This is a genomic window from Ruegeria sp. Alg231-54 (genome assembly GCF_900143525.1).
Taxonomy (GTDB): domain Bacteria; phylum Pseudomonadota; class Alphaproteobacteria; order Rhodobacterales; family Rhodobacteraceae; genus Ruegeria.
This window is the reverse complement of record NZ_FREZ01000005.1, coordinates 253,961-271,910: the sequence shown is the minus strand read 5'-3', so window position 1 is coordinate 271,910 and position 17,950 is coordinate 253,961. Positions and strand designations below refer to the sequence as shown.

The 17,950-nt window shown below is 57.7% G+C and carries 15 protein-coding genes; 6 read left to right on the top strand and 9 right to left on the bottom strand.

Translation table 11 applies throughout. From position 1 onward, the window contains the following. Nucleotides 1–2 precede the first annotated feature (2 nt). Nucleotides 3–929: a TRAP transporter small permease subunit gene (locus DHN12_RS11970; RefSeq protein ID WP_108860404.1), complete on the bottom strand. Its 927-nt coding sequence runs from the start codon at nt 927–929 to the stop codon at nt 3–5. A gap of 121 nt (nt 930–1,050) precedes the next feature. Continuing rightward, nucleotides 1,051–2,133: a TRAP transporter substrate-binding protein gene (locus DHN12_RS11965; protein ID WP_108860403.1), complete on the bottom strand. Its 1,083-nt coding sequence runs from the start codon at nt 2,131–2,133 to the stop codon at nt 1,051–1,053. A 248-nt stretch (nt 2,134–2,381) separates the two neighbouring features. Between DHN12_RS11965 and DHN12_RS11960 the strand changes: the two genes are divergently transcribed. Both DHN12_RS11960 and DHN12_RS11955 read left to right on the top strand, forming a co-directional pair. Beyond that, nucleotides 2,382–3,815: a cache domain-containing protein gene (locus DHN12_RS11960; RefSeq protein ID WP_108860402.1), complete on the top strand. Its 1,434-nt coding sequence runs from the start codon at nt 2,382–2,384 to the stop codon at nt 3,813–3,815. Next, nucleotides 3,812–4,459, top strand: a complete 648-nt coding sequence (locus DHN12_RS11955; protein WP_058277545.1) for a response regulator transcription factor — start codon at nt 3,812–3,814, stop codon at nt 4,457–4,459. The genes DHN12_RS11960 and DHN12_RS11955 overlap by 4 nt, the downstream gene beginning before the upstream one ends. Before the next feature lie 83 nt (nt 4,460–4,542). On the opposite strand, the gene DHN12_RS11950 is transcribed toward DHN12_RS11955, so the two are convergent. Both DHN12_RS11950 and DHN12_RS11945 read right to left on the bottom strand, forming a co-directional pair. Continuing rightward, the gene (locus DHN12_RS11950) at nt 4,543–4,926 is read right to left on the bottom strand and encodes a VOC family protein (RefSeq protein ID WP_108860401.1); all 384 of its coding nucleotides are present in this window, start codon (nt 4,924–4,926) and stop codon (nt 4,543–4,545) included. A gap of 48 nt (nt 4,927–4,974) precedes the next feature. Beyond that, complete coding sequence (locus tag DHN12_RS11945) at nt 4,975–5,820, bottom strand: hypothetical protein (protein WP_108860400.1); 846 nt, start codon at nt 5,818–5,820, stop codon at nt 4,975–4,977. Nucleotides 5,821–6,243: 423 nt separating this feature from the next. On the opposite strand from DHN12_RS11945, the gene DHN12_RS11940 reads away from it, so the two are divergent. From DHN12_RS11940 to DHN12_RS11930, 3 genes are all read left to right on the top strand, one after another. Further along, entirely contained in the window at nt 6,244–7,995 is a 1,752-nt protein-coding gene (locus tag DHN12_RS11940; RefSeq protein ID WP_108860399.1) for an acetolactate synthase 3 large subunit, read from the top strand. Between the two features lie 67 nt (nt 7,996–8,062). Beyond that, entirely contained in the window at nt 8,063–8,623 is a 561-nt protein-coding gene (gene ilvN / locus DHN12_RS11935) for an acetolactate synthase small subunit (protein WP_108860398.1), read from the top strand. 284 nt (nt 8,624–8,907) lie between these two features. Next, nucleotides 8,908–9,648 carry a helix-turn-helix domain-containing protein gene (locus DHN12_RS11930; protein ID WP_108860397.1) on the top strand — a complete coding sequence of 247 codons (741 nt, stop codon included), beginning with the start codon at nt 8,908–8,910 and terminating at the stop codon, nt 9,646–9,648. A gap of 5 nt (nt 9,649–9,653) precedes the next feature. Here DHN12_RS11930 and DHN12_RS11925 read toward each other — a convergent pair whose 3' ends face one another. The 3 genes from DHN12_RS11925 to prfB all read right to left on the bottom strand — a co-directional run bounded on the left by DHN12_RS11925 (nt 9,654) and on the right by prfB (nt 13,182). Then, a complete protein-coding gene (locus DHN12_RS11925; protein WP_108860396.1) occupies nt 9,654–10,436 on the bottom strand; it encodes a DUF2189 domain-containing protein in 783 nt (260 codons plus the stop codon). A gap of 33 nt (nt 10,437–10,469) precedes the next feature. Then, nucleotides 10,470–11,864: an amidase gene (locus DHN12_RS11920; protein WP_108860395.1), complete on the bottom strand. Its 1,395-nt coding sequence runs from the start codon at nt 11,862–11,864 to the stop codon at nt 10,470–10,472. A 190-nt stretch (nt 11,865–12,054) separates the two neighbouring features. Continuing rightward, nucleotides 12,055–13,182, bottom strand: coding sequence for a peptide chain release factor 2 (prfB, locus tag DHN12_RS11915; RefSeq protein ID WP_108860394.1), 1,128 nt, complete (start codon nt 13,180–13,182; stop codon nt 12,055–12,057). Nucleotides 13,183–13,259: 77 nt separating this feature from the next. Between prfB and DHN12_RS11910 the strand changes: the two genes are divergently transcribed. After that, the gene (locus DHN12_RS11910) at nt 13,260–14,093 is read left to right on the top strand and encodes an aminoglycoside phosphotransferase family protein (RefSeq protein WP_108860393.1); all 834 of its coding nucleotides are present in this window, start codon (nt 13,260–13,262) and stop codon (nt 14,091–14,093) included. On the opposite strand, the gene DHN12_RS11905 is transcribed toward DHN12_RS11910, so the two are convergent. Together DHN12_RS11905 and DHN12_RS11900 are read right to left on the bottom strand one after the other, a co-directional pair. Beyond that, nucleotides 14,087–16,573, bottom strand: coding sequence for a penicillin-binding protein 1A (locus DHN12_RS11905; RefSeq protein ID WP_108860392.1), 2,487 nt, complete (start codon nt 16,571–16,573; stop codon nt 14,087–14,089). The two genes, DHN12_RS11910 and DHN12_RS11905, sit on opposite strands and share 7 nt — an antisense overlap. A gap of 95 nt (nt 16,574–16,668) precedes the next feature. After that, entirely contained in the window at nt 16,669–17,889 is a 1,221-nt protein-coding gene (locus DHN12_RS11900) for an N-acetylmuramoyl-L-alanine amidase (RefSeq protein ID WP_108860391.1), read from the bottom strand. Nucleotides 17,890–17,950: the final 61 nt, after the last annotated feature.

Below are 17,950 nucleotides of genomic sequence, written 5' to 3'. Positions count from 1 at the left end.
CCCTAATGTGCGCCTTCGTAGGCTTCTTCACCCTCGCCAAGGCTGTCCTTGTCGAGATATTTTCCAACGCTGTCCGGCCCTTCCACGTATTCCAGATACGAGCGGTACAGGAATGCGATCGCGTGCAGGAATACCATCGCGGCAAAGGCCACCAGCAGTATCTTGAACAGGAAGTATCCGTTGAAACCATTTGGGCTGAACCCGATGGTTTCGACATTCCAGCGCAGCGCGCGGGATTTCATCACCAGACGATCCAGCGTGTCACTGGCCGACGGTTTCGGCACGATCAGGTGCCGCCACATGAAATACCAGCCATACATCCAGGTCAGCACAGCCATTGGCATCATGAACAGAACCGCGCCCAGCATATCCACAACGCGTTTGGCGCGGTGGCTAATGCCGGCATAGATAAGGTCAACACGCACGTGACCGCCTTGCACGAATGTGTAGGTACAGCACAGGCAGACGACCATCGCGTTATAGAGTTTCAGCTCTTCGGCAAACCAGCTGATATCCATCTGAAACGGGATACCCAGGCCAAAAGACATATCCGGGCGGGTAAACACGCGCTGCATGAACACGATGACGATCTGCTGAATGACCATCAACAGACCGGCCCAGGCAAAGAAACGCCCGGTGGTGTTGGCGAACCCTTCCAGGCCCCGCACCATGCCCCACATGAAATTCCGGTAGTACAGCCCGATGGCCGTCAGTACCAGGAAGATGGTGAAAACCACAAAGAAGAACTCGACTGATCCACCGTAATAGACAAAGCGCATGATCGCTTCTTTGTCCGACCAGTTCAGCCAGAGTTGCGGATGCGTGATGGCGTATCCGAAATTAATGAAGGCTTCGGCAATGTTTTGAACGAACCATACCAGTCCGTTCCACAGGGCGCCGAAGAACGAGATACCGTTTTCGTCCTGCATGTTGTCCCCAGGTCGTATCAGTTGCACTGCTGATTATAGCGGTTTGATGGGCCCGCGCATACGCAACAGAGAAAGGTTTCCCCGCGAAAGCGGGGAAACCAATTGATCGTTTGGAAAACGTTTAGCCGCGAACGCGGTTACGCTGCGTTGTGTAAACGCCCGATGACAGGTCCAGCCAACCAGCCGACGATGCCGACGACGCCATGGCGCTGTCGTGGATCTTCTTGAACAGCTCGTCGCCCATGTTTTCGTCCAGCACTTCCTGGCTGGCCGCACCAAACGCATCCCAAACGCTGTCCGGGAATTCCATGACCTTGACGCCACCTGATTGCAGGCGCTGCAGAGCGGCACCGTTGTTGGCCAGGAATTGTGCCAGGTTCCACTGGTGTGCTTCGGCAGCGGCAATCTCGATGATCTTCTGCTGAGCGGGTGTCAGGCTGTCGAACACGTCGCGGTTGGTTGCCAGCGACAGGCCTGCGTTCGGCTCGTGGAAACCGGCGGTGTAGTAAACCTTGGTGATTTCCTGGAAACCGGCTTTTTCGTCAGCCCACGGACCGATCCACTCGGTACCGTCGATCGCGCCGGACGACAGCGCCTGATACACTTCCGAACCCGGAATGTTCTGCACGGACGCGCCCAGTTTACCCAGAGCTTGGCCACCCAGACCGGGCATACGGAATTTCAGACCTTGAAAGTCTTCTGGGCCGTTGATCTCTTTCGAGTACCAGCCACCCGCCTGCGCGCCGGTGTTACCTGCCAGGAACGACTTCAGACCAAAGATCTGGCCCAGCTCGTCATGCAGCTCCATGCCGCCGTCCTGATAGTACCAGTTCACCATTTCCTGAGCGGTCATGCCGAACGGAACAGCGGTGAAGAAGGCATAGCCCGGGTGCTGGCCAACAAAGTAGTAGTCCGCCGCGTGATACATGTCGGCCTGACCCGACGAAACCGCGTCAAAGACTTCGAATGCGCCAACCAATTCACCGGCAGCCTTGATGTCAACGGTCAGGTTGCCGTCCGACATCGCAGTGATGCTGTCGGCGCAACGCTGTGCGCTGTCGAAAACACCCGCCAGGCCGCGACCCCACGAGGTTACCATGGTCAGCGTGCGCTTACCCTGCGCATATGCCGGTGCCGCCAGCGTGGTGGCTGCAACTGCCGAGCCGCCCAGAGCAGATGTTTTTAGAAATGAACGACGATCCATATGAGTGTTCCTCCCCTACATATTCAAAACCCGGGCAATTGCCGGGCGTAGTCGTTTTCAGTGCGCGTCAGCCTAATGACCAAGATGTGAATGTGAATACCTAGTACTACGTAGGGGATCGCGTTTTTGATGTTTTCCCGGGTGCAAACCATGACAAATGCAAATTAATTCTGTGCGCCGTCCCTCTCATATGCGCCAATTCACCAAAAATTTTGCAATTTGCCGCCTGCTTGCGTATCGATTCGCCTATGAGGGGATTCCGTAATCTGATTTCGCTGACCTATGGCCAGAAATTGTCGCTTGTGGCGGCGATCCCTTTGGTCGTGGCGGTGGCCGCGATTGCGTTCTTTGTGGCGCAGGAATCCCGTGCAACTGCCGAACGCGAAATTCAGGCACTTGAACGACGTCTGATCGAGGCCAAGAAAGAAGAGCTCAGGAACTATGTCACGCAGGCCCGCAACGGGTTTGCCTATATCTATGGGCGCGCATCGACTGAAGATAAGGTGGCACAGAACCTTGTGACGCAAATCCTGTCAGCGATGATCTACGGCAAGGACGGGTTCTTTTTCGTCTATGACTATGACGGCAACAATCTCGTCAGCCCGCGCCAGACCGAATTCATCAACCGGAACTGGGAGGGGCTGACCGATAGCGACGGCACTCCTGTTGTGGACGAATTCATCAGCCTGGCCCGTCAAGGTGCGGGCTGGCACAGTTTCATGTGGCAAAAACCTTCGACAGGCGAAGAGGCGCAAATGATCGCCTATGTGGCCGGTTTGCAGGATTGGCGGTGGGCTGTCGGCACAGGAGTTTTCATCGACGACATCGTCGCGACAGTCGCCAACGCGCGGGCCGAGGTCGAGGCCCGAGTGCAACGGACTTTCTCGTATATCGGCGCAATTGTTCTTGCCGCAGTGTTGGTTGTCTTCACCTCGGGCATGTTGCTGAACGTCCGCGAACGCCGTCTGGCAGATGCCAAACTCAAGGAACTGACGCAGCGGGTTTTTGATGCGCAAGAGGAAGAGCGTGGGCGCGTGGCGCGCGAGCTTCACGACGGGATCAGCCAAATTCTTGTCGGTGTCCGCTATGCGCTGGACAATGCCCGCCGTCGCCTGTCTCGCGGTGACGAAACTGGGGCGCAGGCACCTCTGGAAAAGGGCATCGACAATCTGGGCGCTGCCATAACCGAGGTCCGCCGCATCAGCCGCGACTTGCGGCCCGGCGTGCTGGACGATCTGGGCCTCGGCCCTGCCCTCAAGGCGCTGACCGACGATTTCTGCGAACGCACCGGGATCGAGACCGAATTCTCGACTGTGGTGTTCCGCAACCGGCTGGATCAGGATAGCAAGATCGCCCTGTACCGCATCGCCCAAGAAGCGCTGACCAATATTGAGCGTCATTCCGGGGCGACCCGTGTTACAATAGACCTGCGCGGCCACAAGAAAGGCGCGACAATGCGGATCACCGACAATGGCCGCGGGTTACGCACCACACCAGACCCCGCCAACCCCGGTATCGGTCTGCGCAACATGCAGGAACGCATCGAACAGCTTGACGGATCGCTGCGCATTCTGTCATCACGCGCCCCACGCAGCGGCACAGTGATCGAGGTCAGCCTGCCTCTGAGCCACATGCTGCCGCCGCAAGAGGACGCAACGCCTAACCGAAAGGCCGGTACATGAGCGATCAGACAATCCGGGTTCTTATCGTTGACGACCACCCTATGGTCGCCGAAGGGATTCAGTCGATCCTTGAAAGCTATGATGAGATCGAGGTGGTCGGGACCTTGGGCAGCGGACAAGAGGCCGTGGATCAGGCGACCGATCTTGCACCCGACGTGATCCTGATGGATCTGAACATGCCCGGCTTAGGCGGCCTCAGCGCGACCGAAATCATTCTGGAACGCCTGCCCCGGACACGCATTCTGATCCTGTCCATGCATGACAGCCCCGAATACATCTCGACCGCGCTCAGCCATGGCGCCAGCGGATACGTTCTCAAGGACGTGCCGACGGATGAGATCAAACAGGCCATCGACGCCGTGATGCGTGGTGAGCAGTACTTGTGCACCGGGGCCAGCGGATCGCTTCAGCCCAAAGGCGATAGCGCCCGCGAGGCGCTGACCGGGCGCGAACAGACAATTCTGCTGGAACTGGCGCAGGGCAAATCCAACAAGGAAGTCGCCGCAGCGCTGGATATCTCGGTTCGAACCGTTGAAACGCACCGAAAGAACATCCGGCGCAAACTTGGGATTTCATCCACCGCCGGCCTGACCCGCTATGCGCTTGAACATGGTGTATTGCAGGGCACAAGCCCCGGCTTCTGATTCCGCAGCGCGGAACGCGCTGCCCGGCCCAACCGGAGGACGTGCGCCAATGGCGCATCGACAACGGGCGGGAGCTTTTTAACTCAGGACTTTGCTCGCAAGCCTTCACCAAAAAACACCAGGGTTCCATCCTCATCCAGGACGTGAAACTCGCGTTGTTGATACGGCTGATTGAACGGCGGACGCACGCGCCCCTTTGGTAAATCAGCCAACCCTGCCTTGAGGGTTTCATACAGATCATCAATCCCGGCCACATCGATGTAAAAGGACTGATCATCCCCCAAGGCACGCCCGTCTTCGCGCGGCGGGCATTCAAGCAAGCGAATGGCGACCTTGCCACGCGACAGGAAGGCATAATTGTCCTGCCTGAAACCGCAGGTAAATCCCAATCGATCGCAATAGAAATCAACCTGCTTTTGCAGTGACGAACACAGAACAAATGGCGTGAGCTGTAGCAATTCCGGCATGTGCCCCTCCGACGGTAGCCCCTGCTCTCGATTGTAACCCGCAGCTGCTCAATCCAACAACTGATCCTTGCGCAATCCCACACGCTGGTGATGATGCGGCAGAACCCGCCCATACAGCTGCCTGGTGCGTTCAACCCCACCACACATGCCTTCGGCTTCGACAAAGGAAAAGATACCGACATATCTGCTGCGCGCCCCTTGGACCGGGGCGACCCGGTGCAAAGCGTATCTCCCCTTGAGTATCTGCAGGTCTCCGGGCTGCAGCTCCAACGTCCTGACCAGCGCCCTGTTTCCGTCCAGAACAGAGGCCACGGATGAGAAATTCTCGTCCTCGGTGCTGCGGAGGTTCGGCACGTATTCAAAGGCTCCACCCGCCTCGCCATTCTGGATGGCCAGTGTCACGGTGTAGTTGTTGGTATCGAAATGCCAGGGAAAGCCCTGCCCTTCTTCGACCACGTTGACGATCACATCCGCCAGCGGATCGTCATAGCGAAAGAACCGATCCTCCGGCTCATCCAGCCCATCGCGTATGAACGGCAAAAAGCCCTCGAATTCATAGATTCGGCGCAGTGGACCCGATTTGGGAAAGTTGTCCGCCGGAACGAAGGCGTTCGACCGGTCGTAAAATCTGCGTATTGGGTGATTCAGGTCCAACCGGGGATCGTCCTTTGAGAAATAAGCGTTGGTGCGGTTGAAAGAGCGATGGGCCTGGTCGGCCACAGCATCCGCCTCTTTCAATAGCTGCGCCAAACCTTCGGGGTGGATAAAACCGGGCAAAACGGCACAACCGTCCTGATCCAACTCGCGACGCAGATCACCGATCAGTCGTTCATATGCGCGCGAGTCCGGGCAATCGATCGGATACCGCCCCAGATCAACCAGATCATGGATCATCCTCGGCCTCCCTTCTTTGTTCGGTCACTCTCAGCGTGCCGCAGTCAAAACTGCTCCTCATGCTTGTTTCGGACATCGCGATGCCGCTTTTTGACTACCCTCAAGGCAGAAATTTGGAGGTCAAAGGGGGTATTTTTCCTGAATATTCCCTGCATGCGTCAATCTGCGCAATAAAATGTCGCAAATTTCACCCTCAGAGTTAGAAAATTGGTGCAAAAGCCTGTTGACGCCCCTTGCCCCGGCTCATAATGTCCCTGCACGCAAAGAAGGAGCCTTTGGCGATGAGAACGCTAGTCGTAATCGTAGGAACCACGCGCATGGGCCGGTAACGGTAAACCATAATCGAACCCATGCGCCTCCGAAAATCTCGGGGGCTTTTTTTATGCTAAACGCAAGACACATGTCGCGAACGGAGCAAAGCAGATGACACGTGAGATGACCGGCGCAAAGATGGTAGTTCAGGCCCTCAAGGATCAGGGCGTGGACACGGTATTCGGATACCCCGGCGGTGCTGTGCTACCGATTTATGATGAGATTTTTCTGCAAAACGATATTCGTCACATTCTGGTGCGGCATGAGCAAGGCGCGGTGCACGCGGCCGAAGGCTATGCCCGCTCGACCGGCAAGCCCGGCGTTGCCCTTGTGACCTCTGGCCCCGGCGCGACAAACGCCGTGACCGGCCTTACGGATGCGCTGCTGGATTCGATCCCGATTGTGGTTCTGACCGGACAGGTTCCGACGTTCATGATCGGCTCGGACGCGTTCCAAGAGGCCGATACCGTCGGCATCACCCGCCCCTGCACCAAGCATAACTGGCTGGTCAAGGACACGGACTCGCTGTCCGACACGATGCACGAGGCATTCCATGTCGCCACCTCGGGTCGCCCTGGTCCGGTTCTGGTCGATATCCCCAAGGACGTTCAGTTCGCAACCAGTGACTATAGCGCTCCAAAGCCCTCGACCTCGCACTACCAACCGATAGTGAAGGGCGATTTGGAGGAGATCACCGAACTGGTCGCCGCAATTGAGACCGCCAAGAAACCCGTCTTTTACACCGGCGGCGGCGTCATCAATTCCGGCACGGCGGCCAGTCAGTTGCTGCGCGAACTGGTCGATGCAACAGGCTTCCCGATCACCTCAACCTTGATGGGCCTTGGCGCCTACCCGGCGTCGGGCAAAAACTGGCTGGGCATGCTGGGAATGCATGGTCTGTATGAGGCCAATCTGGCGATGCATGACTGCGACCTGATGATCAACATCGGCGCGCGGTTCGATGACCGGATCACTGGGCGGATTGACGCGTTCTCGCCCAACTCAAAAAAGGCGCATATCGACATCGACCCGTCCTCGATCAACAAGGTGATCCGCGTGGACATCCCGATTGTTGGTGATGTTGCACATGTGCTGGAGGACATCCTGAAGGTTTGGAAAGCGCGTGGCCGCAAAACCGATGAGGCGTCGGTTGCCAAGTGGCAGGATCAGATCACCGAATGGCGCAAAGTGAACTGTCTAGCCTACACCAACAGTGAAAAGACGATCAAACCGCAATACGCGCTTGAACGTCTTGAAGAACTGACCAAAAAGCACGACCGTTACATCACCACCGAGGTCGGTCAGCACCAGATGTGGGCCGCGCAATATCTGGGGTTCGAAGATCCGAACCGCTGGATGACGTCGGGCGGATTGGGCACAATGGGCTACGGTTTCCCGGCCTCCATCGGCGTGCAGATGGCGCACCCGGATGCACTGGTCATCAACGTCGCGGGCGAGGCCTCGTGGCTGATGAACATGCAGGAAATGGGCACTGCCGCACAGTACCGTCTGCCGGTGAAACAGTTCATTCTGAACAATGAACGCCTTGGCATGGTGCGTCAGTGGCAGGAACTGCTGCATGGCGAGCGGTACTCACATTCCTGGTCCGAGGCCCTGCCCGATTTCGTCAAACTCGCCGAGGCCTTCGGTACCAAGGGCATCCTGTGTTCCGATCCGGCCGATCTGGATGACGCGATCATGGAGATGATCAATTATGATGGTCCGGTGATCTTTGACTGTCTGGTCGAAAAGCACGAGAACTGCTTCCCCATGATCCCGTCGGGCAAGGCACACAACGAAATGCTGTTGGGTGAAGCTGAGACACAGGGCGTGATCGATTCCAAAGGCTCGGTTCTGGTCTGACACAATTCGACGGATTTTGTCGGGTGCGCTGGCACCCGACCATCATTGGATTATGAAAGGGACATAAATGTCTGCCCTACATATCAAAAAAGGTGCAACGCGCCATTCCGCCTACAACCTACGCCCCACCTTCTCGGACGTGCAGGAACGCCATACGATTGCGGTTCTGGTTGAAAACGAACCGGGTGTACTAGCCCGCGTCATCGGACTGTTTTCGGGCCGGGGTTACAACATCGAAAGCCTGACCGTCGCCGAGGTGGATCACACAGGCCACCTAAGCCGCATCACCATCGTCACCACCGGCACCCCTCAGGTGATCGAACAGATCAAAGCCCAATTAGGCCGTATCGTTCCGGTACACGAGGTTCACGACCTGACCGTCGAAGGCCCCTCGGTCGAGCGGGAACTGGCGATCATCAAAGTTGTCGGCGCGGGCGACAAGCGGGTCGAGGCGCTGCGTCTGGCCGATATCTTTCGCGCCAGCGTCGTCGATAGCACGTTGAATTCGTTCATCTTCGAGCTCACCGGTGCCCCGGACAAAATCGACGCCTTTGCCGATCTGATGCGTCCGCTAGGCCTTGTCGAGATTGCACGCACCGGCGTGGCCGCCCTGCTGCGCGGCGACTGACTTTTTCGCCTCGCCCCCCCCTTTGGGTACCGGGGCGAGGCGCAGTCCCAAGACATGTTCAAACAATATCGCTGTATGTTGCTTATGAGCATGGTTACCCAAAAAGATCATACAAATTGACGTAAAGCCTATTGCGTTTGCCTGCCCCAACGTTAACTTCGTAGGCGTAGCGTGGTGTTGGGATGCGCCAGCTAGGGTCACCAGTACGATTGAGAATGCACGAACGGCCAAAAGGTCGGGTGCGTCGCACTTTTTGGAATGACACTCAGGAACCTGGGACAGAAATGACCATGAGTATCCGCAGTCCTGATGAATTGCGCCAGATGTTCGGTGCCAATCTGCGACAATTGTCGCGGCAATATTCGTCCGTGTCCGAACTGTGCCGCCAGCTAGGCATCAACAGAACCCAATTCAACAGATATCTGGCGGGTGAAAGCTTTCCCCGCCCCGATGTTCTGGATCGCATTTGCCGGTTTTTTGAGGTCGACGCCCGTATCCTGTTGCGGCCTCTGGAGGAAATTGAAACGCCTCCCGAACATCCGGCTGCTTCGGCCCTGACTGAATTCCTGGGGTCCGGCCCCTCTACGCTGACTGAAAACCTATTGCCGGCCGGTTTTTATTATGCGACGGAAACGGGACTGGACGGATCTCCTGCAACCAGGCACCGGCTGATCCACACGCGCCGTTTGCCGCAATGCACGCTGGTGCGCAGCTATGAGCCCGAAAATGACGGGATACCGGCCGACACCACCAGACGTGAGGTGCAGGGTATTGCAGCATGCGCCGGGCGCCAGATTTTTATCCTTATGTCCAGCCGTGCGGCCCAAAACAGTCGCATCTACCTTGTGACCCGCGGTGCTGAAGAAAATTCCGAGCGGTGGCGCGGCATTGCAATTTGCCTGTCCAAAACCAACGCTCAGGCGACCACAATGCGCCGGATCTCGCTGAATTACCTGGGCACTCAGGCCAAGGCTGCCCTGCCTGCGGCACGCGCTGCCAAACGGTTCAAGCAAAGCGCTGCATAGGCTCTTCAGGCGTCTATCCCGGCCCCTGCCAGAGTGATCAGACGATACAGGTGCCAACTGGCATGCCCCAGCAACGGCAAGACGATCAACAACCCCAAAAACCACGGGATCATAGCCACAAACGTCACGACAGCCACGAACACACCCCACCCCAGCATGATCTTCGGGTTCGACCGGACGTAGCTGAAACTGGCGATCATCGCAGTCACGAAGTCCAGTTCTCTATCCAGCAACATCGGGATCGAAAGGACGGTGATCATGTATAGAATAAGCGCAAAAATGGCCCCCACGATGCTGCCGACGGCCAGCATAGTCAGGCCATTGGGCGTCATAAAGACCTCTAGCGAACTGGAGACGTTGGTCATGGTCGACAGCCCCATGAACAACGCAAAGATCATATGACCCAGGAAAAACCAGAACAGGAAAATCACCACGATAATCGCGCAGATGGATGGCAATTGACGGCGGCTCTGCTGCAGGATCACGCCAAAAACCTCTCTGAACTTCAAGGGTTCGCCCTGTTCCAGCCGGTGAGACACCTCATACAATCCCACCGCTGCAAAGGGGCCAAGCAATGGGAATCCTATGGTGGCCAGCACGAGCCAGTATGACGTCTGCGTCTGCACCGTGATCCAGGCCATGGCACAGCCCGCCAGCACATAGAACCCTCCGAACAACAGGCCAAAAACTGGTGCACGACGAAAATCAGCCCAGGCACGGCGCAATGCCTCGCCCAGCATACCGGTATCCACAGGTCCCATTTCCGGAACCCCAAAGGGTTTTTCCATGCTCTGTCTCTCCTCCTGTTTCCGGCGCTCTCCTCAAGCCGGTCGGTTTTGTGGCCACCCGGTCGCGTCGTGATACGCGGCCCCGATTGACAATATATCTGCATCCGCGCCGCGCGGGCCAAAGACCTGCATGCCCATCGGCAACCCGCCTGCCCCAAACCCTACTGGCACCGACAGACACGGCAAGCCAATCAGGCTGACTGGAATCATGACCTGCATCCAGCGGTGATAGGTATCCATGCTTTTACCGGCAATCTCGGTGGGATACGGGAGCTCAAGTTCAAACGGCCAGACTTGAGTAGACGGCAGGATCAACGCATCAAATCCTTCGAACAGTTCAGCCACGCGCCGGAACCAATCCGATCGTACAACACTCGCATGATGCACCTGCATCGCCGTCAGGGCTTGCCCCTGGTCAAGTTCCCATTGCGCCGTGTCCTTCAACTGCTCCCGCTGTTCAGACTGCGGGGCCAGACTTGCCGCCACGCTCCAGGATCGTAAGGTCGACCAGCTTTCGAATATGCGTTCCGCGTCAAAGGGCGGCGCAACAGCTTCAACCTGCGCCCCCTGCTGTACGAAAACGGACAGCGCATCCTGGCACAGGTCCAAAATACCATCCTCAAACGGGAACGCCCCACCCCAGTCGCCCAGCCAGCCAATCCGCATACCGGACAGATCGGCCGCCTGAACTGGGGACACCGCAGCATTTTGCGGGGTTGCAGGATGCCGCGGGTCAGGCCCTGAAATTACGTCCAACAACACACCCAGATCTTCCGGGGCTCGTGCCATTGGGCCAAGCGAGGACAGTTGGTGAAGGAATACGTCGCCCACCGGTTCAGGCGGCACACGCCCCCAACTTGGGCGAAACCCATAAACATTGTTCCAGGCCGCTGGATTGCGCAGACTGCCCATCATGTCAGAGCCATCCGCCAGCGCCACCATCCCGGTGGCCAGCGCAACCGCTGCCCCACCCGATGATCCACCGCATGTCTTAGAGTGATCATACGGGTTACGCGTGGCACCATAAACGGGATTGAACGTGTGCGAGCCCAAACCGAACTCTGGCGTATTTGTTTTACCGATCAGGATTGCGCCGGCCGCCCGCATCCGTGCGGCTATCAGATCGTCCTGTTCGGGTACATGATCGCGATACAGCGGTGATCCCTGCGACGACACCACCCCGGCGACATTCACCAGATCTTTGACCGCGATCGGCAGCCCATGCAACGGGCCTGTCACTGGTCTCGCATCCAGCGCACGCGCCTCGGCCATCAGCACCTCTTCATCGCGCAGCGCAACAATTGCATTCAGGCGCGGATTGACCGCCGCAATGCGATCCAAGGATTCACGCATCAAATCAGCGGCAGAAAGACGCCGGGCCGAAAGCGCAGCCAGCAAGGCAGTTGCGGTTGTCTGACTTAAATCCATCCGGGACCCATCGCATTCAGTGTTACCAAGTCGCGATCAGCCTAGCGAGGCCGCAACCCCATTTAAACCCGTGTTTTACATATATCTTTTACCATACACGCCTCAGCGCACGGATCCGCTTCATCTGGCCAAAAATATCTTGGGGGAGTCTCCGCCTGCGGAGACGGGGGCAGCGCCCCCTTGCGGCGTCTCAGCCGTCGCCTTGTGCCTCGGAGCGGCTCTTTCCTGCCACATCCATCGCAAGGGTGGCAGCCATAAACCCATCCAGATCGCCATCCAGTACACCTTTGGTGTCAGACGTCTCATGGTTGGTGCGCAGATCCTTGACCATCTGATAGGGCTGCAAAACATAAGACCGGATCTGGTTGCCCCAGCCCGCATCACCTTTGGCCTCATGTGCCGCGTTGATATCCGCGTTGCGGCGGTCCAATTCCTGCTGATACAGGCGCGATTTCAGGGCCTTCATGGCAATATCGCGGTTCTGGTGTTGCGACTTCTCAGAACTGGTCACGACGATCCCGGTTGGAATGTGCGTAATCCGCACCGCCGAATCCGTGGTGTTTACGTGCTGACCACCCGCGCCCGAAGACCGATATGTGTCGATGCGAATTTCGGACGGGTTCACCTCAATCTCGATATTGTCGTCGACCACCGGATAGACCCAGACCGAGCTGAATGATGTGTGCCGCTTGGCTGCCGAGTCAAATGGCGAAATCCGCACCAGACGATGCACGCCGCTCTCGGATTTCAACCAACCATAGGCGTTATGGCCGGAAATCTTGTACGCAGCGGATTTGATGCCAGCCTCTTCGCCCGATGTCTCGGATTGCAGCTCGACAGTGTACCCCTTCTTCTCAGCCCAGCGGACATACATCCGCGCCAGCATCGAGGCCCAGTCACAGCTTTCGGTGCCACCGGCGCCCGAGTTAATTTCAAGGAAGGTGTCGTTGCCATCGGCCTCACCATCCAGCAACGCCTCAAGCTCTTTCTTGGCGGCCTTCGCCCCCAATTTCTGAATGGCATCTTCGGCGTCAGTGACGACCTCTTCGTCCTCTTCCATCTCACCAAGTTCGATCAGCTCGATATTGTCGCTCAGATCGGTCTTGATGGATTCATAGGTTTCAATGGCATCGACCAACATCTGACGTTCGCGCATTAGTTTTTGCGCATTTTCGGGGTTGTCCCACAGGTTGGGATCTTCGACCCGCGCATTGAATTCCTCAAGACGATGAGGGGCAGTCACATAGTCCATGCGCTGCGCCAGCAGCTCCAGTGACTTTTCGATTTCCGCCACGGTGTTCTGGGTTTCGGCGCGCATGGTCTTGTCCCAACTTGCTCAATCAGGCCTGCGTGATAGCAAGAGGCGCGGGCCACCACAAGACGGGCGACACGGGAATGCAAAACGCGCTGAACGAGTTTCTGACCAGATGGGAATTGGAAGACGCACAGCCCGTCGCAAATACCGGGCATGCACACGTGTGGAAGGTCCGAACTTTGGACAACACGCCTGCCGCCCTCAAGATCTATCGCCGCCCAAACCGTGGCAATGAAACAGCTGGCCCGCACCTGATGCACCTGTGGCGTAACCGGGGCGCTGTGCACATATTGGCCGAGGCCCCCAACGCCGTTTTGACGGAATGGCTTGAAGGGCCATCGCTTGGGGACATCGCGCGGTCTGGCCGCCCGGATGATGCGGTACGCGGTCTGGCGACGGCAGCGGATCGACTGCACCAACGGCCGACCATCAACGCGACCGGGCTGAAACCGCTCCGGGAAGTCTTCGCGCCAGTTTTCGACTGCCAATTCTCAGACGATTGCCCGACCCGGCTACGGCAAAACATGATGCAAGCGATCAGCATTGGCCATCACCTTTTGAACACGCAGGATACGGTTGTTCCGCTGCACGGGGATCTGCATCATGACAACGTGATCGCAACACCCGCCGGGCCTCGGGTATTTGACGCAAAGGGGTACATCGGCGATCCGGCTTTTGAGCTGGCCAATGCCCTGCGTCATCCAAAAGGTATGCCAGAGTGGGTTCGGCGACCTGAACAGATTGAAACTGGTTTGGCGTTATACGCGACCGTCTTGCGGGTTAACGAAAGACGACTTGCCAAATGGGCAGCCGCAAAATGTGCTCTGTCGATCTTCTGGCGCGCAGATGGCACCGTCACAAATGACCCGGAAGAAGACCTGTTGAACCTGCTCCTGCAGGCAGCGGATCAGTAAAGACCGCCGCCCTGCAGTTCACCCTGGCTGGCGTTGGGGCCAACGGTGATTGTGTTGCCAGTCGACGTGGTAACCTGACGGCCCGAGTTGGCCTCTTCGAACAGAGGCAGATCAGAGCCCATCGCAAAGCCACCGTCATAGACACGGTCGATAAAGCCGTCGACGCCATCGCGGAAGTATTCGGCCACGACATAGTCACCGGAAGCATCGGCAGGCAGGCGCGCGCCACTGAAGCGGTCGATCTTGATGAAGTGACCACCTTCGGGCACATCAAACGGACCACCGCCGTATTTCTCGACCGCTTTCTCCATGAAGCTTTGGAACACTGGTCCGCACAACGTGCCCCCATAGGCCCCCCGCCCCATCGGACGCGGGCGGTCATAACCGATATAGCAACCAGCAACGATGTTCGACGTGAAGCCGATGAACCACGCATCCTTGGATTCGTTTGTCGTACCCGTTTTACCCGCAGTCGGCACCGGCAGATTGACGACACTGGACGCGGTTCCACGATCCACCACACCTTTCATCATCGACGTCAGCTGATACGCGGTGATCGCATCCATGACCTGAGAGCGGTTCGTCTCAATTGTGGGCGACTCGCCCGGCTCAAGCCAGGCCGAGTTACAATCCAAGCACTGACGGTCGTCGTGACGATAGATCGTTTTGCCGAACCGATCCTGGATACGGTCAACCAGAGTGGGCTCCACCCGCTCACCCCCGTTGGCGAACATCGCGTAGGCGGCGACCATCTTGTACAGTGTCGTTTCTTCCGACCCCAGCGAGTTTGCCAGAAACGCACCCATTCGGTCATAAACACCGAACCGTTCGGCATAGCCAGCGACAACCGGCATGGTCACCTCTTGCGCAAGACGGATGGTCATCAGGTTCCGCGACTGTTCGATCCCCGTGCGCAGCGGCGTTGGGCCGTAGAATTTGTTCGACGAGTTCTTGGGCCGCCACAGACCTTGGGGAGTGTTCACCTCAATCGGGGCATCCACAACGATCGTTGCGGGGCTATAGCCACTGTCCAGTGCGGCGGCATAGACGAAAGGTTTGAAGCTGGAACCGGGTTGGCGCTGCGCCTGCGTGGCGCGGTTGAACACCGAATCCTGATACGAGAACCCACCCTGCATCGCCAGAACACGGCCCGAGTTCACGTCCATCGCAACGAAACCACCCTGCACTTCGGGCACCTGACGGGCGGACCACTGGCCCTCTTCCCCGGCCATTACCAGAACGACGTCGCCACGTTTGAAATTCGCTGCGAAGTCACCCTGCATCCATTTGATATCGGAGCGTGGGATGATGCCGCCGGCGGGGCCGTCTTCGATCCCCACAGTCAATTGCTGTTCACCGACGTTCATCACAACTGCCGGATACCACTGTGTCGGAAGCACAACGTCACGGGGGATTTCTATGATGGCCAACGCTTCGCGCCACTGAGTTTCGTCGGCCAGTTTTTCTTCGGCAATAACCTCACCTGTCCCGCGCCATTTCCCGCGCGAGCGGTCGTATTTTTGCAGTGCAGTACGCAGGGCCTTGGCAGCCTCAAGCTGCATTTCTTCGTCAACCGACGCACGCACAGCAAAGCCGCCAGTAAAGAATTCACCCTCGCCAAAATCGTCGCTCAGCTGACGGCGAATTTCGTCGGTGAAATAATCACGCGGCGGCAAGGCGGTGCGGAAACTTTCGAAATCGCCATTCTGGACCGAGCGGAGGGGCATTTCGACTTCGGCCTCATAGGTCGCCTGATCGATATACCCATTCTGGTTCATCTCGCGCAAAACATAGTCCCGACGTGCAAGCAGACGCTCTTTTTGTCGAACCGGATGATAGTCCGACGGCGCCTTGGGCATCGCGGCCAAGGTCGCGGCCTCATGCGGCTCCAACTCTTGCAGGGTTTTGTTGAAATAAGTCTGTGCGGCGGCGGTCACACCATAAGAGTTCTGACCCAGAAAGATCTCGTTCATGTAAAGTTCGAGGATCTGTTCCTTGTCCAGCGTATCCTCAAGCCGAGTGGCGAGGATGATTTCCTTGATTTTCCGCTCGGCGCGGCGGTCGCCGGACAGCAGGAAGTTCTTCATCACCTGCTGTGTAATGGTCGATGCACCGCGAACGGTTTCGCCCTTGGACTTCACCGCCTCAACACCAGCGGCAATGATACCGCGCGGATCGTAACCCTGATGGGTGTAGAAGTTCTTGTCCTCTGCCGAGATAAACGCCTGCTTCACCAGATCGGGAATCTCTTCGGACGGCGTGAACAAACGGCGTTCCTGCGCGAACTCGTCGATCAACTGGCCTTCGCCCGAATAAATTCGGCTGATCGTAGGAGGTTTGTACTGTGCCAGCGATTCATGGCTGGGCAGGTCGCGCCCATACATCCAGAAGATCGCGCCAACGACCAGCGCGGCCATGAAGATACCCAATGTCACGAGGCTGAAGATCGCCCCGAAAATCGAAAGAATGAAACGGATCACGTTACTGCCTTTTACTCGCGGTGACGCCTATATAGTGATGGCCCGGCGCAGGGTCAAAACACGATGGCCAATAATAGCCGGTTTACGTCGCAGGGTCACTGACCAATCAGGGATCTTTTGATCAGGTCGTCCTGCCGCCACTTCTGCAGGCCATCGACAATACCTTGCGCCATTCCAACGCGCCATTCCGGGTTTCTGATATTCTGCAGGTCCCGGGGGCTGGACAGAAACCCAAGCTCGACCAAAACCGAAGGAATATCCGCTGCCTTGAGAACCGAGAAGGACGCCGTGCGGATCGGCCTGCTGTTCATCGGGCCGCCCTGCTGTGTCATGCCATCAGCCAGCGCACGGGCCAGCGCATCGGTTCGGGGCTTGGTTTCCTGCCGCGCGATATCCAGCAGGATATCGGCCACCTGGTCATCCGCTCCGCTCAGATCAATCCCTGAGATCAGATCACCACGGTCATGACGTTCGGCCAGCTTGTCACTGGCCACATCTGATGCTTCGTCCGACAGTGTATAAACTGCGGCGCCATGCGCCCGCCCTTCGGACAGGATATCCGCATGCAATGAGATAAACACACCGGCACCGGCCCGATGCGCCAGCGCGATACGCCGTTCGAGTGAGACAAATTGGTCATCAACCCGCGTCATCACCACTTCGAACCTTCCGGTTCGCAATAAATGCTCGCGAAGCTCGCGCGCGAAGGTCAGCATCAGGGTCTTCTCGTCCAATCCGTCGGCCTCGGCCCCCGGGTCAATACCGCCATGGCCCGGGTCAAGCATGACCCGCAACGCGCCCGCCCCGCCCCGGCGCGGCTGGGTCGTTGTCACCGCGGGTTCGGGCAAATCCCAACCTTGTTGACGGGGTGCGCCTGCGCCGGCGGCGAATGAATCGAAATCGGTTCCTTGCAGAAGCAGCGACAGTTGCGCCCCTCCAGCCGTTTCATCAATTTTCATCTCGGCGCGGTCGACGGCCAAGGGCGCGCCAAGCTCCAGAACCATCCGAGACCACCCGGGAACATATGCTCCGAACTGAACACCGCTTATTCGATCGGTCTGCAGAAGCGCTTCGCGGTCAAGTCCAGTCCAGTCAACTTCTTGAAAATCAAGCACCATGCGGTAGGGATCTTGCAATGTGAACACGCGGTAAGGCACGCCCTGGCTGAGGCCCAGATCGACCCTGACCCCTGCGCGACCTTCGTCCACAATGCGACTGTCATTCGGCAGCACGCGCGCAAGCGCGCTGAAATCATGCGCGACAGCGGCGGTCGACAGCGCCCAAAACAGCGCGATGGCGTAAATGATCCTGCTCATAGCCTCAAGTTTTCCCGAGATCGTTTGTCTGGCACCCTATCGCATCCGGGGCCCGTTGTGA